This is a genomic window from Rhizobium sp. P28RR-XV (assembly GCF_012641385.1).
In the GTDB taxonomy this organism is placed as follows: Bacteria; Pseudomonadota; Alphaproteobacteria; order Rhizobiales; family Rhizobiaceae; genus Rhizobium.
Map to the genome: position 1 here is coordinate 23,954 of NZ_JABAIG010000018.1, position 18,517 is coordinate 42,470.

Here is an 18,517-nt window from a genome sequence, read left to right on the forward strand (position 1 = left end):
AGCTCAGCAGGACGAAGATGTTATGACCGCTATCGCCGCCGATCTGAAACAACGCTTCTCGCAACTCCAGGACGGAGATGTCGATGTCGTCATTCTCGGCGCTGGGGTGAACGGCGCCGGTCTGTTTCGCGATCTCTCGGTGCAGGGCGTCAACTGCCTGATCGTCGACAAATCTGACTTCGGCTCGGGAACGAGCGCCGCACCGTCGCGGCTGATCCATGGCGGTCTGAAATACCTCGAAACAGGCGAGTTCGGTCTGGTGGCCCAGTCGGCGCTCGAGCGGAACCTGCTGCTGAAGAACGCGCCGCATTGCGTCGAGGCGCTGCCGACATTCGTGCCGATCTTTTCCTGGACTCGGGGCATTTGGGCCGCTCTTCGTACGCTGACGGGCTCGACGACCGCTCCGCGCAGCCGTGGCGCGGTGCTCATCAAGATCGGGCTTGCGCTCTATGACTTCTTCGGCTCGCGCAACCGCGTCATGCCGCGCCACAGGTTCCTTCTGAAGGGCCGCGCGCTCAGGGAAATGCCGCATGTCACACCCGAGATCGTCGCAGGCGGCATCTATTACGACGCCAAGATCAGCCGGCCGGAACGGCTTGTTTATGAGTTGATCCATGACGGGCTGGAAGCGAACGAGAGTTCGCTGGCGGCGAATGCGACAAGACTTGTTTCCGCAGCCGATGGCCTGCTGACCTTCCAGCGCTCGGACGGCCATGCCTTTTCGGTCAAGCCGAAACTCGTCGTCAATGCCGCAGGCCCGTGGATCGATCACGTCAACGCCGCCCTCGGCGCGCCGGCCCATCTGATCGGCGGCACCAAGGGATCGCATATCCTGCTCGATCACCCGGAGCTGGTGCGCAGCCTGAACGGCCATATGATCTATTTCGAAGCCGATGACGGCCGTATCTGTCTTGTCTACGGCTATCTGGGCCAGGCGCTTGTGGGCTCGACCGACATCCCCTGCGACGATCCCGACAATGTCCGCTGCGAAGAACCCGAGATCGACTATTTCCTTGATAGCGTACGCTCGCTTCTGCCGACCCTCCGCTTCGACCGCGACCAGGTGACCTACAGCTATAGCGGCATTCGCCCCCTGCCCGCCTCGGACGCCTCGTCGCCGGGCCTGATCAGCCGCGATCATTCCGCACCGGTCTTCGAACCGCAGGCCGGGCGCCCGTTTCCGATCATCTCGCTGGTCGGCGGCAAATGGACCACGTTCCGGGGTTTTGCCGAGGAAGTGGCCGATACCGTGCTGACACGCCTTCAGCGCGGCCGCAAGACGTCGACCGAGCGGCTCGCCATCGGCGGCGGCCGGGATTTTCCGCTCACGTCCAATGAGCGCGCCAGCTGGATTCGATCGATCGCAGCAAAAGCCGGGGTAGAGGTAAGTAGAGCAGAGGAGCTGCTTGACCGATACGGCACGACCGCAGCGGCAATCCTTGCCCATTCTTCGGCCTATAGCGATAGTCAGCGCATCAGCGACGCGCAGCGTTATAGCGCGCTGGAGATCGATTGGATCGCGCGGCAGGAGCTCGTCGTGCGTCTGTCTGACATCGTCTTCCGCCGTACGACCATGGCGATCGAAGGCCTGCTGACGATCCAGGGGTTGCGCGAAATCGGCGCGATCGCGGCGGCAGCCTTGCACTGGGATGCGCAGCGGCTGGCGGCCGAAATCGACGATGTCGTCGCGTCGCTGTCGAAATTCCACGGTCGGACGCTGAGCGAAGAAAGCCTGCGCCGGGCGGCCAGCCCCACGGCACGCTGATCACTTAGGCTTCAAGAGAAAACCGGATCGAGTAAGCCGGACTTGTAGCGCCTGGCCATTTCGGTGACGGTCAACGGCTGGATGCGCGAGGCGTGTCCGGCCGTTCCGAACTGCTCGAACCGCTCCTTGCAGAGCTTTGTCAGGGCAGCCATGGCCGGCTTCATATATTTGCGCGGATCGAACTCGCTCGGATCTTCCTGCAGCACCCGGCGGATCTGGCCCGTCATCGCCATGCGGCCGTCGGTGTCGATGTTGATCTTGCGCACGCCGTTCTTGATGCCGCGCTGGATCTCTTCGACCGGCACGCCCCAGGTCGGCTTCATCTGCCCGCCATATTTGTTGATGATCTCCTGCAATTCCTCGGGAACCGAGGAGGAACCATGCATGACAAGATGCGTGTTGGGCAGCTTGCCATGGATACCCTCGATCTCATTCATCGCCAGCGCATCGACCCTGGTCTCGCGCGCGAACTGAACGGCCTCTTCCAGATTGGTGAGCAGCTGGTCATGCGACAGCTTGCCTTCCGCGCCATGACCGTCTTCAGCCTCGCCCATGCTGGTTTCGAGCGAGCCCAGCACGCCAAGCTCACCCTCGACGAAGATGCCGCCGAGATATGCCATATCGGTCATCGTCTTCGGTAACGCGGCCGTTCATGCCAAGGGGCGTGTGCCCACGCGTCTATGAATATTTGATCGTGAAATATGACAACGAACGCCGCGTTCGATTGAAGGCATGCTGCTCCATCGCCTGTTTATCCACATAAAAAACATTTGACGGCTGCTTGCTTAACTGTTTTCTATAGATAAAAAACAAATATGCCGGGAGGATTGCTAGATGTCTGCACGTCCCCCCGTCAAGCGGCAATATCGATCAACATTGAAGGCAAGAGAGGCCTGTCTTGAGCGCGCGGATCATTCAATTTGGCACCAGCCGGTTTCTGCAAGCCCATGCGGCGTTCTTCGTGCATGAGGCAAGACAATCAGGCCAGGATGTCGGGCCGATCACCGTCGTTCAGGTTTCCGGCGCCAGCAGCCGCAGCGGACGTGTCGGCGCCTTTGGCAAGACGGGCGGATATCCGGTCGTCATCCGCGGCATGGTGTCCGGACAACCTGTCGATCGCACCGTCCAAGTGACCAGCGTCGATCGCGGCCTCTCGGCCGTCGAGCATTGGGACGAACTATCGAGGCTCTTTGTCAAGGAAGCCGAATTCGTCATCTCCAATACCGGCGACACCGGATATGAGACATCGCGGGACGAAGACAGTTTTGGTGCGGATGGCCAGGTTCCACGCTCCTTTCCCGCCAAGCTTGCAGCACTGCTCGTCAAACGCTGGCAGGCATCCGGCCGGCCGTTGGTCGTGCTGCCCTGCGAACTCGTGACAGGCAATGGCCGCATTCTGAAACAGGCGGTCATCAACTGCGCTGAGCTCAACGCTGTGCCAACACAATTCGTCACCTGGCTCGACGACCACGTCGCGTTTGCCGAGACCCTGGTCGACCGGATCGTTTCGCAGCCAATCGAACCAATCGGCGCGGTTGCCGAACCCTATGCGCTGTGGGCGATCAAGCGGGCTCCGGGCGTCCGCCTGCCATGCAGCCACCCGAGCATCGTGCTAACCGACGATCTCGACCGCTACGAGCGTCTGAAACTGCATATCCTCAATCTCGGCCACACTGTCCTTGCCGAAATCTGGCAACGTGAAAACCGACCGGAGAACGAGACGGTGCGTGCCATACTGGCCGACAAGGAAATACGCGCAAGGCTGGATGCGCTCTATCAGACCGAAGTGTTACCCGGCTTTGCCGCAAACGGCATGGGCGATGAGGCGAAGGCCTATGTGGCGACGACGCTCGATCGCTTCCTTAATCCCTTTCTCGAGCATCGCATTGCCGACATCGCTCAGCATCACCGCGAGAAGGTCGCTCGCCGTATTCAGGCCTTCCTGGATTGGGCGGATAAGGCAGCCAGTCCCTTAGATGCGCCGGTCCTTAGAGAAATCGCAGCCCGCCATGCCTTGATCGAAACGACTCCGTGATGTCCATGCGGGGCTTCGAAGCGCAGTTGGCGCGGGACTATGATGAATGAACCGAGGCCCCGGCTCGCCGTTTGGCGACGTCGGCAAATGCCCCCTCTTAAACACCAACGGCCGGCGTCGCCGGCCTTTCGAGAGTGCATCACGATGAAAACATTGATCTGCAACGAACCCGGCCGGCTCTCCCTGATCGAGCGCGATGTCCCGACGCCTGCCGAAGGCGAGGTGCTGGTGCGCATCAGACGCGTCGGCATCTGCGGCACGGATTTCCACATCTATCAAGGCAAGCATCCTTTTCTCGAATATCCGCGCGTCATGGGTCATGAGCTGTCCGGTACGGTGGAGGATGCAAATGGTTCGAGCCGCCTTAAGAATGAGGAAAATGTCTATATCGTTCCCTATCTTGCCTGCGGCAAATGCATCGCTTGTCGGCGCGGCGTGACCAATGCCTGCCAAAACATCGCGGTGCTTGGCGTACATCGTGATGGTGGCATGAGCGAATTCATCTGTGTGCCAGAGCCGAATGTCATCTCCGCCGGCAAGGCCTCGCTCGACGAAGCTGCGATGATCGAGTTTCTGGCGATCGGCGCCCATGGCGTCAAGCGTGGCGGCATTACCGACGCCGACCGCGTTCTCGTCGTCGGCTCGGGTCCGATCGGCATGTCGGCCATCATATTCGCCAAGGCGCGCGGCGCCGACGTCACCGTCATGGATGTCCGTGAGGACCGATTGAATTTCACCATCACCTCGCTTGGCGCCGATCGGACGCTCATCGCCAATAACGAGGCGGAAGCTCAAGCAAAACGCCTCACCGACGGCGATTTCTTCGACGTCGTCATTGACGCAACCGGCAACACCAAGGCCATGCAACGCGGCTTCGGCTTCGTCGCCCACGGCGGCCGTTACGTCCTCGTCAGCGTCGTGCGCGACGACATCACCTTCTCCGACCCGGAATTTCACAAGCGCGAAACCACCCTCTTCGCCAGCCGCAATGCGCAGCCGGACGATTTTGCCGAGGTGGTGAAGCAAATGGAAAATGGCCGGGTGCCGACGAAAGCGTTGAACACGCACCGGGGGTCGCTTGCTGATGGGTCCTCGCTGTTCAAGGATTGGCTGCGACCCGAGGCTGGGGTGATCAAGGCTATACTGGATATCTAAATGCCCGGGACCGGTTCAGTTCGTCTTCGCGCCTTCCAGGACAGTGAAATCGCAACCGACTGTGTCTCGGCAATAAATATTGGAAAACGGCCGGCCGAGTCGAAATGCAATCTTGCAATTGTCGAAAAACACATCGCCTCCAGTCCTATTGCCAGGTCGACCGAGGCGTTGTCATACCGCTTAACAAACCTCAATTAGCCAGGCGCAGTCGGACGACTACTCGGGGTTAGAGTAAAAAAGCCACCATAATCAGACACATGCCGGCAAGTGCTACAACAATGACCGCCAGAGCGCTTTTCCATTCCGGTTCGATATGAGGCAAATCTTCGTTCATCGCGTCCACCATTCCTGAATGCCCCAAGGGCAGATATTACAGGTAAGTAACGTCTCAATGAAAAAATATTTCCACTGACGTTTCGGCGCGGCCGCGGTGCCCCGCTATATAATGGATACACGATCAGTGCGCTGTGAGCGCTTTCGCAAAGGCACTATACATTTTGCGTCGTTGTCGTTTAAAATGCGTCGAAATCGTACCGATCGTACGTTTGCCAGGCTTCAAATGATTTCAGATATTGCAGAGCAACCATGACTTCCCGCGAAAAATGCTCGCCCGTCGCATCATGCTAACGCTTCTGCCTATCTTTGGTGTTTTGAGCGCTATGGCGCTTTTTACGCTGTCGATGATGGTAGGAGAAATTGCACCTTGGACCGTGAGGCGCATTTCCATTAACTCTCACCTATAAGCAGCTGTTTTATTGCAATAAAATCGAGAACTGTCGTCTTTAAGACGCCGTAGCGGTCCCTAACCACCCCGCCTAAACCTTCTCCAGCAGCAACAGCTCATCCAAGGTCTGCCGCCTGCGGATCAATCGGTGGGTAGTGCCGTCAAGAAGCACCTCCGGTGCATAGAGGCGGCTATTGTAGTTCGACGACATTGTCGCTCCATAGGCGCCGGCGCCATGGAATACGAGATAGTCGCCGACATGGGCTTCCGGGAGATCGCGGGTCTCGACAGTGCCGGTGTCCGTCTGCGTGAAGACATCGCCGGATTCGCAAAGGGGACCTGCGACGACGGTCGGAAAGATTGTGCCTGCGGCATTGCGGGGTGCCTTGCCAGGGATCACCGATATCTGATGATAACTGCCATACATGGCCGGACGGGCAAGGTCGCTGAAACCCGCATCGACAAGCACGAAGCGATTGCGGCCCATCATCTTCACTGCTCTCACCTCGGCAAGCAATACGCCGGAATCGGCGGTTAAGAACCGTCCCGGCTCGATTTCCAGCCGGATCGGATGGCCGAAATGCGTTTCGATCTCGCGCCGCGCCGCGTCCCAGAGCGAGAAATAATGAGCGGGATCGATCTCCTCCTCGCCCTCTCTGTAAGGCACGGAAAGACCACCACCGGATGAGATCGCCTCGATAGCGACATCAAGCTCGCGGCAAAAACCGACCATAGCGCCGCAGACGCGCTGTAAGTGCCCATAATCGACGCCGGAGCCGATATGCATATGCAGGCCGACCAGCGTCAGGGAATATTGGCGCGTCAGCGCCACGGCCTCCTGCAATTGCTCGAACCAGATGCCGTGCTTGCTGCTTTCGCCACCGGTATTGGTTTTCTTGCTATGGCCATGTCCAAAACCCGGATTGATGCGCAGCCAGACTCTATGGCCAGGCGAGCGTTCGCCAAGCTGATGCAGCATGTCGATGGAGCCGATATTCACCTCGACCTTGTCGGCAACAACGCGGTCAAGGGTCGGCCGGTCGAAGACATCGGCGGTGAAGACCAGCTCCGCCGCACCCGACACGCCGCCAGCGACGAAGCCGGCCCGCATCGCCCGCTCGATCTCGCCGAGCGAGACGGCATCGACCCGCACGCCCGCCTTGCGCATTTTCCGCAGGATATGAATGTTCGAACAGGCCTTTTGCGCGTAGCGAACGACGTCGAAGGCGGAGAGTTGCGCGATACGGCGACGGATCGCGGCAGCATCGTAGATCCAGAGCGGCGTTCCATATTCACCGGCAAGCGAGCTCAGTGTTTCATTGGAAGGAATGGTCATCTTGTCTCAATCGGTCAGGGCGGGAATAGATCAACAATGAATAATAGTATGGGCGGAGCGACAGTGCCACTCCGCCCGCCTTACGATATGAAAGCACAGAGGCCGACTAACGTTTCGCGGCCACGAGCGCCTGCTCGAGATCGGCAATGACGTCCTTTGCCGCGTGTAGACCGACATTGAGGCGGATCGTGCGGTCGCTGACCCCGAAGCGCGCGAAGACATTGGTCTCTGGCGAGATGCTGAGCGCCGCCTTGGCCGGCACCACGAGGCTTTCCGGCCCACCCCAGCTGACGCCAATGCGGATGAGGCGCAGCGCGTCGACGAAATCGGCGACGTCGATGCGATCGGAAACTTCGAAGGAAAACAGCGCGCCGAAGCCGCTGAAAGTGCGCTTTCCGGGATGATCGCCCAGTGCCGGATGCATGACATTGGTCACATCCCCATGCGCCTGCAGCCAGGATGCCACTTCTAGGCCGGCTTCATGATGATGGCGCATACGGAACGGCAGGGTCTCAAGATTACGCAGGATAAGCCACGCTTCGAAAGGGGCGAGCTTCGCACCCGTATAGGGATAGGTTTCGCTGTTGATGCGATCGATATGCACCTTTGAGCCGGCAACGAGGCCGGCCACGGTATCGCTCTGCCCGCCGAGATATTTCGAGGCGGCGTGAATGACGATATCGACCCCGACGGAGAGCGGCTTTTGGTAGAGCGGCGTTGCCCAGGAATTGTCGACCATCGTCACGACCCCATGACGGCGCGCCGCCTCGGCGATGGCTGGCAGATCCTGCAACTCGAAAACCATCGATGTCGGGTTTTCGAGATAGGCAAGCTTGGCGCCGGGAAGTGCCTCGATCATCGCCTCTGTATCCGTGCCGTCGATATAGTCGACGACGACACCGAAGCGCTTCAGAACCTTTTCGAAGAAGCGGAAAGCGTCGCTATAGACATGCCGCACGGTGACGATGCGGTCGCCCGGGCCGACGAAAGCGAGGATCGCCGCTGCGATAGCGCCCATGCCGCTCGAAAAGGCGCGCGCTTCTTCGGCGCCCTCCATCTGGGCGATCTTGCGCTCCAGAAGCCGCACCGTCGGATTGTCGCCACGTGAATAGATCGGCTTCTTCGAGCGGCCGGCAAAAACATCCTCCAGTTCCTTGTAGCTATCGAACAGAAAGAGAGATGTCTGGTAGATCGGCGGCACCGCCGCATCAAAAGGATCGTCGCGAGGCGGCATCAACGCATCCGGAATGGCGTGTCTGTAAGCATCGAATCTCGGGGTCTCGTTCATGACGTTCCTCATGGTCAGGGGTGAAGTGTCGATTGGCCGGCCAGGCTTGGTGCATCCGCCGGCAAAATGGCGAGCCATTCCCGCCGAGCGACGAAAAGGCCAAGAATTGCGGCGAGGATGGCAGCGACCGCGGGTGCTGCCGAAATGCCGCCAAAGCCCATCCACAGTGGCAGCAGAAGAAGAAGCGGGATCAGCAGATAGCCTTGCGGCGCGAGCCCGACCAGGGCGGATAGGCCAGCCCTGCCCCGTGATTGCAGCATCACCAGCAGTACGAATTGAAAAGCTGCCAGCGGGAAGACCGGAAAAAGCGCGCGCAGCCAGGGCACCGCTTCGCCGACAACTTGCGGACTATCGGTGAACAGGCGCGCGATCGGTACCGCCGCCAGGAACAGCAGGACGGAATAAAGCAAAGCCGCCGGTACGGTCACCGCGAGCATGAAGCGGATGACGGCCTTCAACCGCTGAGCATCGCCCGCACCGAAGGCATGGCTGACGACGCTCTGTGCGCCAAGGCAAAACCCGAACAAGGGAAGCTGCCCCAAAGTCATCAGACGGATGGCGATCGCTGTCGCGGCCACACCCGTATCGCCGCCATGAACCGCGGCCTCCCGCATCAGGATGAGAAATCCGAAGCCGCTCACGATGCTGGTCGCGGCGGCGGGAATGCCGACCCTCGCGATTGGCCGCAACAACCGCCAACGTATCAGGCCGCCGGTGATGCTGACCATTCCCCACTTGCGAATAAAGTAGACAAAATAGCAGACCAGTGCCGCGATGGAGGAAATGATGGTCGACAGCGCCGCGCCTGATGCGCCGAGCTTGAAGAGGAAAATGAAAACGGGATCGAGGACGGCGTTCAGGGCGAAGGTGGCGATCAGCACGATCATCGAGAAGCGTGAATTCCCCTCGGCAATCGCGATGAAGTCGCAGACTGCCTGCAGAAGTCCAAGCGTTACGCCGAAAGCGAACAGCCGCCCGTAGTCCAGTCCCGGGGTAAGAAGATTGTCGCTTGCGCCGAGTGCTCCGACGAAATCAGGCAGTCCGAGATAGATCAGTACGGAGAGGAGGATGCCGAGCGGGATCGTTGCCGCCAGCGCCGTCGCGGCAACGGAGGACGCGGCTTTCAGATCACCCTCGCCGAGATGGCGTGCCAAAAACGTGGCAAGGCCGATGCCGAGCCCCTGACCTGCCGCCGCGACCAACAGAAAAAGCGGCATGACCAGGCTGATGCCGGCCAGCACATTCGGCCCCAGAGCGCCGAGAAAGATCGCATTGACCGCATGATGCCCGGCGCTGGCGGCCAATCCCGCCACCGCCGGCAGCGCGACCGTCAGAACGAGCCGCATGATGCGCGGATCGTTCATGTCGACGGCTGCCTTCATCGCGCTGCATCTCGCGGCAGTGAACCCAGAACGGGCAGGCCGTCCTCACCGAACAGCCCGGTGAGATCCGGCGACAGCAGTCGGTCCATGAAGAAGCGCTCGCGCAACAGCATGACCAAAAGCGCCTTTTTGTGCGGAAACTGGATGTGCTTGACCTTGGCGAAACCCGAGCGGTCGAGATTGCGGATCTGCTGGGCATGATGATGGATCGGCTCGCCGACGATGCGTCTGGTGCGCGGATCGGCCAGGAACATGTAGTGCATCAGTGACGGCAGCCACGCGCTGACGAAGGCTTTTCCGCGGAAATCGTCTTCGCCAATCGCCACGTGCCAGCCGCGGTCGTAACCTTCGGCTTCGTAGTGCGGGCCGATCCGATCTTCCTTGGCCCAATAGAGTTCGAAATAGCCGAAGGGCACGCCACCGAACGTTCCGATCAGCGGCAACGTCCGCGGATCAGCCAGGCGGACTGCAATGAAATCACGGTGATAGGAAAGATCGCCGCTGTCCTCCCATATGGCGGCCACCCTGGGATTGTTCATCCAGCGATGGAAATGCGCAAGATCAGCCTCGATATCGGCGACGTGGAAGCCAAGCTGCGTGTTCAGCCAGGGAATGAAGCGGTTGTATATGGCGCCAATAGGCTTCGGCGACCTTTGCGGATGAAGAACATTGTTCGTGAGGACCGGCACTTCCGGAAAGGCAGGGGGCAGGCTTCCAACCCAGGATTTTGCCTGCTGAAAGAAGGATTCGGGGCGCACGATCAAGCGATCACCCCGGCGCTCGATCGCGCCCGTTTCCACCAGACGCTTCGCAAGGCCATCGTCTGCAAACTCGATCTCGAGGCAATCCACGTGCGGATTGCACGCCAGAACGGCTTCCGAGACGGCATTGACGATATCCTCACCGGAAGCAGGCGAAGCGGCTGAAGATATGGTGTCAAAGACCAGCTGCTTGGCGGCGCGGCCTGAGAGAAAGCCCGAGGCAACCTCAATGCCATTTTGCTGGACGCGGAAACTGCCCGATGCCTGCCCCGCCGACACGATGAGCGGCTGAACACAGGCGAGTGCGTGGCTTGCAAAACCTGATGCCGGCAGGCGCAAATCAAACGATCGCTCCGTCGTCCTTTCACCCCTCAACGCCGCGGAAGCATCCATCTTTTTCTCCATATTTCGAAACCGCGCGCCCTCCAGAATACAAGGCGCTAATTCTGCAGTGACGAACGGCGTCAGGAAAAATTCAAAATATTTTCCAAAAATAATTTTTGAGATTCCGCTGAATTTCGCGCGGAGCCATTCGTCATGCAGCTACATCCAGGTAATTTCCAAAACATCGGAATTTGTCGGCATAGGAAAGTCAGCATAATCGGCTAGTTCAACTCAATGTCTATTTATAGGCATTGTGAAGCATATCCTATTGTATTCTGATAAACCGAACATGCATTCAGAAATATTGATGGAGATCGGCGAAGAAATGACTATCCATGATCGGAACGCCAAGGCTATGAATGACTCCGATTACGTCGCCAAATGCTCGCTGTCACCGGCACAATCGCGCATCTGGCTCCTGTCCGAGACGGGTAACGAAGCCGTCTATGGCCGACAAATACTCGCCGTCACCTTCCCTCCTGTCTCACCTGCTATGGCGCACCAGGCCCTTGTGATGCTTTCGCGCCAGCATCCCCTCATCACATCGGAATTCGAGGCCTGGCCGGGTGGCACCGTTCAACAGATCCTGAGAAATGATCGCACGGTCGATATCATCGAGACGGAACTGGCTGGTGGTGGCGATCTGAGCACGGCACTGACCGCAGCCGCCGCCACCGAACAGGCCCGCTCGATCGACCTGACGAACGGCAATCCGGCGCGCTTCATTCTCGCTACGCAGAACGGTCAGGCCGTCGGCGCCGTGTTTTCCCTGCATGCCATCCTTGCCGATGCGGTGACGCTGGATTTGCTGGCAACGGATTTTCTTCGCAATATCGACAGCAGCGGGTCGGCCGGCATTGCCGAAACCACGTTAGCCGACGCAGCGTCCTGGATGACCGGCAACGGCGCACCGCGCAATCCGGCACCGGAGCTGGTCGATTTCTGGTTCCAGCGGCTGACAGCGCAAGAGAATGTCGCATCGCTGCCGCCACAGACGTCGGCGGGAAAAGACATCGTCGACGAGGCCTGGTTCGAGCATGTGCTTGAAGTGCCTGTTACGGGGCGGTCTTTCCAGACGTCGGCGACTGCAGAAACGTCCCGCGACCTTCTCGCAGCACTCGGGATCGTCCTTCGCCGGCATTCCGGCCACAGTACGCAAAGGATCGGCCTGGTCACTCGGCCGGAAAGTCAGACGGTCGCCGCACGCAGCGAGGATGTGCTGATCCTGACGACGGAACTCAGCGGCGCCATGACGCTGGCCGACGTCCGCACGGCATTCGCAGAGGAAATCGAGACGGCCGCCCGGCAGGCCCTGCCCTTTGAGGTGCTTGCCGATGCGCTGCTGCGCCGGGATGAGCTGTTCGACACGACCGGCCTCGTCAAGACGCTTCTCGATGTGCGACATGCTCTACGTTTCACGGAAGAGATACCCGATGGCGCAGCAAGCCGAAGCGTCGTCGAGCCCCAGGCACGCCGTGATGCCGAACTGGTCATCACCGTTTCTCCAGTTTCCGGTGACAGGCTTCGTATCGGCTTCGGTTTCGATCCGCTAAAACATGACGGGAAGCAGATCCTTCGCTTTGCCGATGATCTCGCCATCGCGCTCGCGCGGCAGAACACCAATCCCGGCGAGCAGATCAAGCAAGTTCCGTTCGTTTCGCCTGAAGAGCTGGACAAGCTTTCCGCGCCCTATCCCGACACGCCGGAACCGGACGATGGCACGCCAATCCATGAGGTCATCTCCGCGCAGGCGAGACGACGGCCGAATGCCTTCGCTGTGGCCCAGGGCGAGAAATCGGTAACGCATGGCGAGCTCGAAGCGGCCGCCAATCGGCTGGCGCATCGTCTGATCGCGCTGGGTCTCGGACCAGAAAAGCGCGTCGCCATCGCACTCGAAAAATCGATCGACGCCATCATCGCCATTCTAGCCGTTCTGAAATCGGGCGGCGCATTCACACCGGTCGAGCCCGATCACCCTGAAGCGCGCAATCGCCATATTCTGGCGGCGCCAGGCCTCTCGCTGGTCATTTCCCGCGCACGGAACATCGCAAACCTTCCAAGCGATATTGCAACGCCCTTCCTCAATCTCGACACCGTCGACCTTTCGTCGGAAAGCAGCGAAGCGCCTGCGACCGTGATCGCGCCGCAGCAGCTTGCCTACGTCATCTATACCTCCGGCTCGACAGGCGTGCCGAAAGGCGTCGCCGTCGAGCACGACCCGCTGGCGCATCATTGCAAGGCGACCCTGCGCATCTACGAGATGAGCGAGGAGTCCTGCGAGTATCCTGTTCTTCCCTTCACATCCGACGGCGGCCATGAGCGCTGGATGGTACCGCTGATGGCCGGCGGCGGAGTGGTGCTGACCCAGGACAAGCTTGCCACGCCCGACGATGCCTTCGCGATGATGAAGTGCCACGGCGTCAACAATGCCAGCCTTCCCACGAGCTATGTACGCGGCCTTGCCGAATATGCCGGCGAGAACAGCGAGATACCGCGGCTGCGGCTCTATTCCTTCGGCGGCGAAGCCCTGTCGCAGGCGGTGTTCGATATGATCACGGAAAACCTGAAGGCGCGGCTGCTGATCAACGGCTATGGTCCGACCGAAACGATCATGACCCCGATGATCTGGAAAATCCCCGCGGGAACCCGCTTCGAGGGAACAGTCGCGCCGATCGGCCGCGGCGTGGGCGATCGGCGCATCTATGTGCTCGATGCCGATCTTGCGCCCGTTCCGGTCGGTGTGATCGGCGAGATTTACATCGGCGGCAGCGGCCTTGCGCGCGGCTATCTCGGCCAGCCGGAGCTGACGGCGGATCGCTTCATCCCGGATCCGTTCTCACCCAACGGACGGCTCTACAAATCCGGCGATCTCGGCCGCTGGCGGGAGGACGGCATTGTCGAATTCGCCGGCCGCGTCGACCACCAGATCAAATTGCGCGGCTTCCGCATCGAACCGGGTGAAATCGAAGCCGTACTGCGCTCCGATCAGCGCGTGGCCGAAGCGGTCGTGCTGCTGCACAATGAAGGCGGGCGCAGCGCGCTTGTCGCCTATGTGGTACCGCGCGAAGGCGAAAGCCTTGGTATTACCGAGCTGCGCCGCGCCGCCATGACGGACCTGCCCGACTATATGGTGCCGCAGACGATCATGCTGATCGACAAGCTGCCGATGGGACCGAACAGCAAGCTGGACCGCGCCGCCTTGCCGGCGCCGCGTATCGAACGCGAGATGGCAGCACCTGCCAATGACAAGGAAAAGGCGATCCTCGACGCCTGGAAGGAAATCCTCGACATCGGCGACATCGGAGTCACGGAGAATTTCTTCGATATCGGCGGCCAATCGCTGGCGGCCGTGCGCATCGTCTCGCGCCTGAAGATGCGTCATCCCGAATGGCCGCTGACAATCGCCGACATGTTCAATCACCCGACCGTGCGCGATCTGGCGCTTGCGATCGACGGCAACCGCGATGAGGCCGGTGTCGACGTGGTCTATCTTCGACGAAACGGCGATCGGCCCGTGCTCTATTGCTTCCCCGGTCTCCTCGTCAGCACGCGCGAATATATGCGCCTGGTCGACTATCTCGGCCCGGAACAACCGGCAACGGGTTTCATCTGCTATTCACTGACCGAAACCAAGACGCTCAGCAGCCGCGTCGAAGATATCACGGCGCGCTACGCCGAGGCCGTGCGCAGAAAAGCCAAGGGTCGGCCTTGCGCCTTCCTCGGCTGGTCGTGGGGCGGGCTGCTTGCCTATGAGGCCGCGAAGCAGCTCGGCAGCGACATCGACCTGCGCATGATCGGCATGGTCGATGTCTGCGACATGGACGAGGAATTCACCGTCGGCATCATGCCACGCTTTGAAGATGGGGTCCGCGACCTCACCCATGCCGCCGTTCAACGCTGGTTGGAAACCACACCGATGCGCGAGGACTGGAAGAGACTTTTCGCCGCCATGAACGAGGAAGTCTACGAGCAGTTCCTCCACCATGTCGTCAAGCACAACGTCAAGCTGCCAACAGACGGTCCGGACATCGGCTCCGAGGAGCACACGTTCTGGATCCTCATCGACAATGCGATGATCTTCCGAAACTACCGCCTTGAGCAGTCCGATTTCCGCATCCACGCTTTTGCGGCCGAGGATTCCCTCACACGTGCCCTCAACGTTATCGACTGGCGGCGCTATTCGCAAAACGCCACCGCCTCGGAGATCGTCACCGGCACCAATCATCTGACGATCATCGGCAAGACGCCCTTCCATCAGCGTTTCGCGCGACGGCTCGATCACGCTTTTGCACCGGGCTCTCTGTCCGCCGGCATCATCAAGTAACCCCCTCCTTCGATATCATCTGGAGCTGCATCATGACATCGCACGTGCTCGACCTCGCCGGGGCCGGAATTGGTCCGTTCAACCTTAGCCTTGCCGCCCAGCTCGACTCCGTCCCGGAACTATCGGTTCACTTCTTCGAACGGCGCCCATCCTTCGCCTGGCATCCGGGGATGATGCTGCCTGGTGCCGAGATGCAAACCTCCATCCTCAAGGATCTGGTGACCGCGACCAACCCGACGAGCCCCTGGAGCTTTCTTTCCTATCTTGTTGCTCACAAACGTTTTTATCAGTTTCTTAATGCGGAATATGAAGCCGTTCCGCGCAAGGAATTCGCCGATTATCTCGGATGGGTCGCACGCGGGCTGACCTCGCTTCGCTTCGGCGCAAGCGTGCACGAGGTTCACGCCAATGACGGCTTCTTCTCCATCGCCACCGACGATGGCTTAGCCAACGCCCGCAATCTTTCCGTCGGTGTCGGCAAGATCCCGGCTCGCCCGGCCTGGGCCGAGCAGCTGCCGAAATCGATGACTTTCCATAGCAGCGAGGCAACACAGCGTCTCGGCGATGTGAAGGCTCCGCGCGTCGCCGTTATCGGCGGCGGCCAGAGCGGCGCCGAGATCGTCGATGCTCTCCTGGATCTGAACGCCGTCTCGACCCTTCACTGGATCAGCCGCCGGCCGAATTTCGAGCCGCTCGATGCCACGCCCTTTACCAACGAACTGTTCACGCCGGGCTATATGGAACGCTTCCATGGGCTGCCGGAGGAACTTCGCCTCACCCATATGCGCCGGCAGGTGCTGGCGAGCGACGGTGTTTCCGCCTCCACCTTGAAAAAGCTCTATCGCCGGCTTTATGAGCGCAAGCTCGAAACTGCGGGCACCCCGGATCACGGCATATCGCTACGCCCTTTCCGCAACGTCATCGCGGCCGAGCAGGATGGTCCCGAAATCCGGCTGACCATGCGCAACGGCTTCGATGACAGTATCGAAACGCTGGCGGTCGACATGATCGTCCTTGCAACCGGCTATCGCTTTGTGCTTCCGGAATTCCTGCATTCGCTCGAAAACCGCATCGAACTGAGCTCCATCGGCGAGCCGGTGCTGGAAAGCGACTTCTCGCTGGCATGGGACGGCCCGCGTGAAAACCGCATCTTCGTTCTCAATGCCGGCCGCCATAGCCACGGCATTGCGGAACCGCAACTCAGCCTGGCCGCGTGGCGCAGCGCCGTCATCGCCAACGCCCTGCTCGGACGTGAGCATTTCAATATCGGCCAGCTTGACCCCATCGTTCAATGGGAAACCCACGGACATTTGTCGGACATCTCTTCGCATATGGGACAGGCGGCCGAATAAAGTGGCCATTCTCCGAGAGGGAGATGGCGTCGCGCAGGTCGAGCTCCATAGCCTGCATCTGCGCGACGGACTTGATATCCCGGACGGAATGTTGAGCGAACAGGAAAGACACCGCGCGGCGGCATTTCGATCGGCCGAAGCGCGGCGTCTTTTTGTTGCCGGACGGTTCCTTTGTCGGCGCGTCCTCGGCAATCTGCTCGGCTGCGCGCCGCAGGCGCTATCCATTGCGATTGCGCTGTCGGGCAGACCCTACCTGTCCGACCATCCCGATATCGACTTCAATATTTCCCATGTGCGCGATCGAGTGGCGCTTGCGATCTGTCGCGGCGGTCTTATCGGCATCGATATCGAACGTCTCGATGCATTTTCGGAGACGGAGGCCCGCGAGATCATGCCGATGATCCTTTCCGAACATGAGCTCGATCAAATGCATCAATTGGATGCACTTGATCGCCACGATGCCTTTGTCGCCTGCTGGGTTCAAAAAGAGGCTGTGCTGAAATGCCTTGGCCAGGGCTTTCTTGCCGACCCGCAAAGCGTGATACTCGTGCCCGGCGACACAACCTACAGCATCAATTGCCAAGCGTCTGACGAACCGATTTTCATCCGATCCGGCCGGATGGGTGATGGAGAAACCACGGATTTTCAATGGGCTATCGCGACATCAAGGGCCGCGACAGAGCCGCAATGGCGGCATCACATAGGCGGGATTTCCTTATAGATCGCATGTAAAAGTTAAAATAAAATCAGGCGGATAAGCCATGATTTAGGAGATGCTACACTTTTCCGCCTCACTATCTTGACTCTCATTATCATGTTTTATAGGTTCCCTCTCAAAAAGAGGGGTACGACGAAATGCAACTTTGGATTTCAGCGAGAGCCCGACATGATTGCCAACCATTCGCAGTCGACTTCCAATGAGCAACTCCAGACAGCACTTCACGCCTATCCGAAACTTCTCTCCGTCGCGCGCAGGATCACGGGTAACATGACTTTGGCCGAAGATGTCGTGCAGGAGGTTCTCCTGCAGCTGGTCTCCAAGCCGCTTGGGGAAGACATAGCCGCACCCGCATCCTATGTGATGCGCATGGTGCGCAATCTGGCCACCGACCATGTGCGGCGCCTGCAATATGAACGCGGCCTGTTCGTCGAAGAAGAGATCGGCGGCAACACCTCCGCCTATGGAAGTCCTGAAGAACACCTCCATGAAGCCGAGGCCTACAAGGCCTTTCGCTGCACGGTCGAAGCCATGCCCGCCAGAACCCGCAAGTTCTACGAGGAGCACTATTTCGACGACATTCCCCAGAACATCATCGCCAAGGAAGCCGGCGTGTCCTGTGCCCTTGTTTGCGGCCTCCTGCGGGAGGCGCATTCGCGTTGCCTCGCCGCCATCTCGCTTGAAGCCGATCATAATTGTGCTGCCGGCAGCGACCACCGGCGAAACCGCTCCGCGCGGGCACGGGAGATGCGAGCCTGATGGGAGTACATCGCCATCCTCTGCAAACGGCGCTCAACCGACAGGATAAGGAAAAGCAGATGCAGGAAGCTGTCGAGATAACCGAATTCAAAGGCACGATCTGTCGTGCGATCATGTCGGAACTTACGGAGTGGTTCACCGACCCCGATGTCGTCGAAGCCTGCGCAGGCGCAGTCGAAACCCTGCCGATGTTCGGCTGCATCGAGGCAGACACCGTCTCCGGCTTCGTTTCGCTGCGCGCGCATCCGCCGGCGGCCATGGAAATCCTGGTGATCGCAACGCGGCGCCAATATCATCGCAGCGGTGTCGGCAAGCGATTGCTGGCCGCCGCCGAGACATTCGCGCGATCCTCCAATTGCAAGCTGTTGACGGTGAAGACGCTCGCTCCGCGTGGCAAAGACGAGCCGCAATATGAAAAGACGCGCGCCTTTTATGACAGGAACGGCTTCATCCGCGCGGAGATCTTTCCGACGCTTTGGCGCGAGAGCGACCCCTGTCTTTTCTTCGTCAAGCCATTGATTTCAATCAATTAAC

General features: G+C 59.7%; 12 protein-coding genes and 1 pseudogene. 8 read left to right on the forward strand and 5 right to left on the reverse strand.

What is annotated here, in order from left to right:
- The first annotated feature begins 22 nt into the window (after nucleotides 1-22).
- Nucleotides 23-1,765, forward strand: coding sequence for a glycerol-3-phosphate dehydrogenase/oxidase (locus HGP12_RS29245; RefSeq protein ID WP_168843035.1), 1,743 nt, complete (start codon nucleotides 23-25; stop codon nucleotides 1,763-1,765).
- An 11-nt stretch (nucleotides 1,766-1,776) separates the two neighbouring features.
- Here the strand turns inward: HGP12_RS29245 and HGP12_RS29250 are convergent.
- Nucleotides 1,777-2,385 (reverse strand): annotated as a pseudogene (locus HGP12_RS29250) (class II fructose-bisphosphate aldolase); the annotation flags it as partial.
- 278 nt (nucleotides 2,386-2,663) lie between these two features.
- Between HGP12_RS29250 and HGP12_RS29255 the strand changes: the two are divergent.
- Together HGP12_RS29255 and HGP12_RS29260 are read left to right on the forward strand one after the other, a co-directional pair.
- Nucleotides 2,664-3,800, forward strand: coding sequence for a mannitol dehydrogenase family protein (locus HGP12_RS29255; RefSeq protein WP_168843036.1), 1,137 nt, complete (start codon nucleotides 2,664-2,666; stop codon nucleotides 3,798-3,800).
- A gap of 144 nt (nucleotides 3,801-3,944) precedes the next feature.
- Nucleotides 3,945-4,955, forward strand: a complete 1,011-nt coding sequence (locus HGP12_RS29260) for a zinc-binding alcohol dehydrogenase family protein (protein ID WP_168843037.1) — start codon at nucleotides 3,945-3,947, stop codon at nucleotides 4,953-4,955.
- An 815-nt stretch (nucleotides 4,956-5,770) separates the two neighbouring features.
- Here the strand turns inward: HGP12_RS29260 and lysA are convergent.
- From lysA to HGP12_RS29280, 4 genes are all read right to left on the reverse strand, one after another.
- Nucleotides 5,771-7,015, reverse strand: coding sequence for a diaminopimelate decarboxylase (lysA, locus tag HGP12_RS29265; protein ID WP_168843038.1), 1,245 nt, complete (start codon nucleotides 7,013-7,015; stop codon nucleotides 5,771-5,773).
- Nucleotides 7,016-7,121: 106 nt separating this feature from the next.
- Nucleotides 7,122-8,303 (reverse strand): PLP-dependent transferase, encoded by a 1,182-nt coding sequence (locus HGP12_RS29270; RefSeq protein ID WP_168843039.1) that lies wholly within the window; start codon nucleotides 8,301-8,303, stop codon nucleotides 7,122-7,124.
- A 14-nt stretch (nucleotides 8,304-8,317) separates the two neighbouring features.
- Complete coding sequence (locus HGP12_RS29275; protein ID WP_168843040.1) at nucleotides 8,318-9,685, reverse strand: MATE family efflux transporter; 1,368 nt, start codon at nucleotides 9,683-9,685, stop codon at nucleotides 8,318-8,320.
- Complete coding sequence (locus tag HGP12_RS29280; RefSeq protein WP_168843041.1) at nucleotides 9,682-10,839, reverse strand: GNAT family N-acetyltransferase; 1,158 nt, start codon at nucleotides 10,837-10,839, stop codon at nucleotides 9,682-9,684. Before HGP12_RS29280 ends, HGP12_RS29275 begins: the two co-directional genes overlap by 4 nt.
- Nucleotides 10,840-11,155: 316 nt before the next feature.
- On the opposite strand from HGP12_RS29280, the gene HGP12_RS29285 reads away from it, so the two are divergent.
- From HGP12_RS29285 to HGP12_RS29305, 5 genes are all read left to right on the forward strand, one after another.
- Nucleotides 11,156-15,154: a non-ribosomal peptide synthetase gene (locus HGP12_RS29285; RefSeq protein WP_168843042.1), complete on the forward strand. Its 3,999-nt coding sequence runs from the start codon at nucleotides 11,156-11,158 to the stop codon at nucleotides 15,152-15,154.
- Nucleotides 15,155-15,186: 32 nt separating this feature from the next.
- Nucleotides 15,187-16,506 (forward strand): lysine N(6)-hydroxylase/L-ornithine N(5)-oxygenase family protein, encoded by a 1,320-nt coding sequence (locus HGP12_RS29290; RefSeq protein WP_168843043.1) that lies wholly within the window; start codon nucleotides 15,187-15,189, stop codon nucleotides 16,504-16,506.
- 1 nt (nucleotide 16,507) lies between these two features.
- Entirely contained in the window at nucleotides 16,508-17,227 is a 720-nt protein-coding gene (locus HGP12_RS29295; protein WP_312862952.1) for a 4'-phosphopantetheinyl transferase superfamily protein, read from the forward strand.
- A 165-nt stretch (nucleotides 17,228-17,392) separates the two neighbouring features.
- Nucleotides 17,393-17,983: a sigma-70 family RNA polymerase sigma factor gene (locus tag HGP12_RS29300; RefSeq protein ID WP_168843044.1), complete on the forward strand. Its 591-nt coding sequence runs from the start codon at nucleotides 17,393-17,395 to the stop codon at nucleotides 17,981-17,983.
- Between the two features lie 59 nt (nucleotides 17,984-18,042).
- Entirely contained in the window at nucleotides 18,043-18,516 is a 474-nt protein-coding gene (locus tag HGP12_RS29305) for an N-acetyltransferase (RefSeq protein ID WP_168843078.1), read from the forward strand.
- The last annotated feature ends 1 nt before the right edge of the window (nucleotide 18,517 follow it).

Bases quoted from the DNA above. Each gene is read 5' to 3' on its own strand.
- lysA (WP_168843038.1), bottom strand. From the start codon at position 7,015: ATGACCATTCCTTCCAATGAAACACTGAGCTCGCTTGCCGGTGAATAT.
- HGP12_RS29270 (WP_168843039.1), bottom strand. From the start codon at position 8,303: ATGAACGAGACCCCGAGATTCGATGCTTACAGACACGCCATTCCGGAT.
- HGP12_RS29305 (WP_168843078.1), top strand. From the start codon at position 18,043: ATGCAGGAAGCTGTCGAGATAACCGAATTCAAAGGCACGATCTGTCGT.
- HGP12_RS29285 (WP_168843042.1), top strand. From the start codon at position 11,156: ATGACTATCCATGATCGGAACGCCAAGGCTATGAATGACTCCGATTAC.
- HGP12_RS29300 (WP_168843044.1), top strand. From the start codon at position 17,393: ATGATTGCCAACCATTCGCAGTCGACTTCCAATGAGCAACTCCAGACA.
- HGP12_RS29260 (WP_168843037.1), top strand. From the start codon at position 3,945: ATGAAAACATTGATCTGCAACGAACCCGGCCGGCTCTCCCTGATCGAG.
- HGP12_RS29290 (WP_168843043.1), top strand. From the start codon at position 15,187: ATGACATCGCACGTGCTCGACCTCGCCGGGGCCGGAATTGGTCCGTTC.
- HGP12_RS29245 (WP_168843035.1), top strand. From the start codon at position 23: ATGACCGCTATCGCCGCCGATCTGAAACAACGCTTCTCGCAACTCCAG.
- HGP12_RS29280 (WP_168843041.1), bottom strand. From the start codon at position 10,839: ATGGATGCTTCCGCGGCGTTGAGGGGTGAAAGGACGACGGAGCGATCG.
- HGP12_RS29275 (WP_168843040.1), bottom strand. From the start codon at position 9,685: ATGAAGGCAGCCGTCGACATGAACGATCCGCGCATCATGCGGCTCGTT.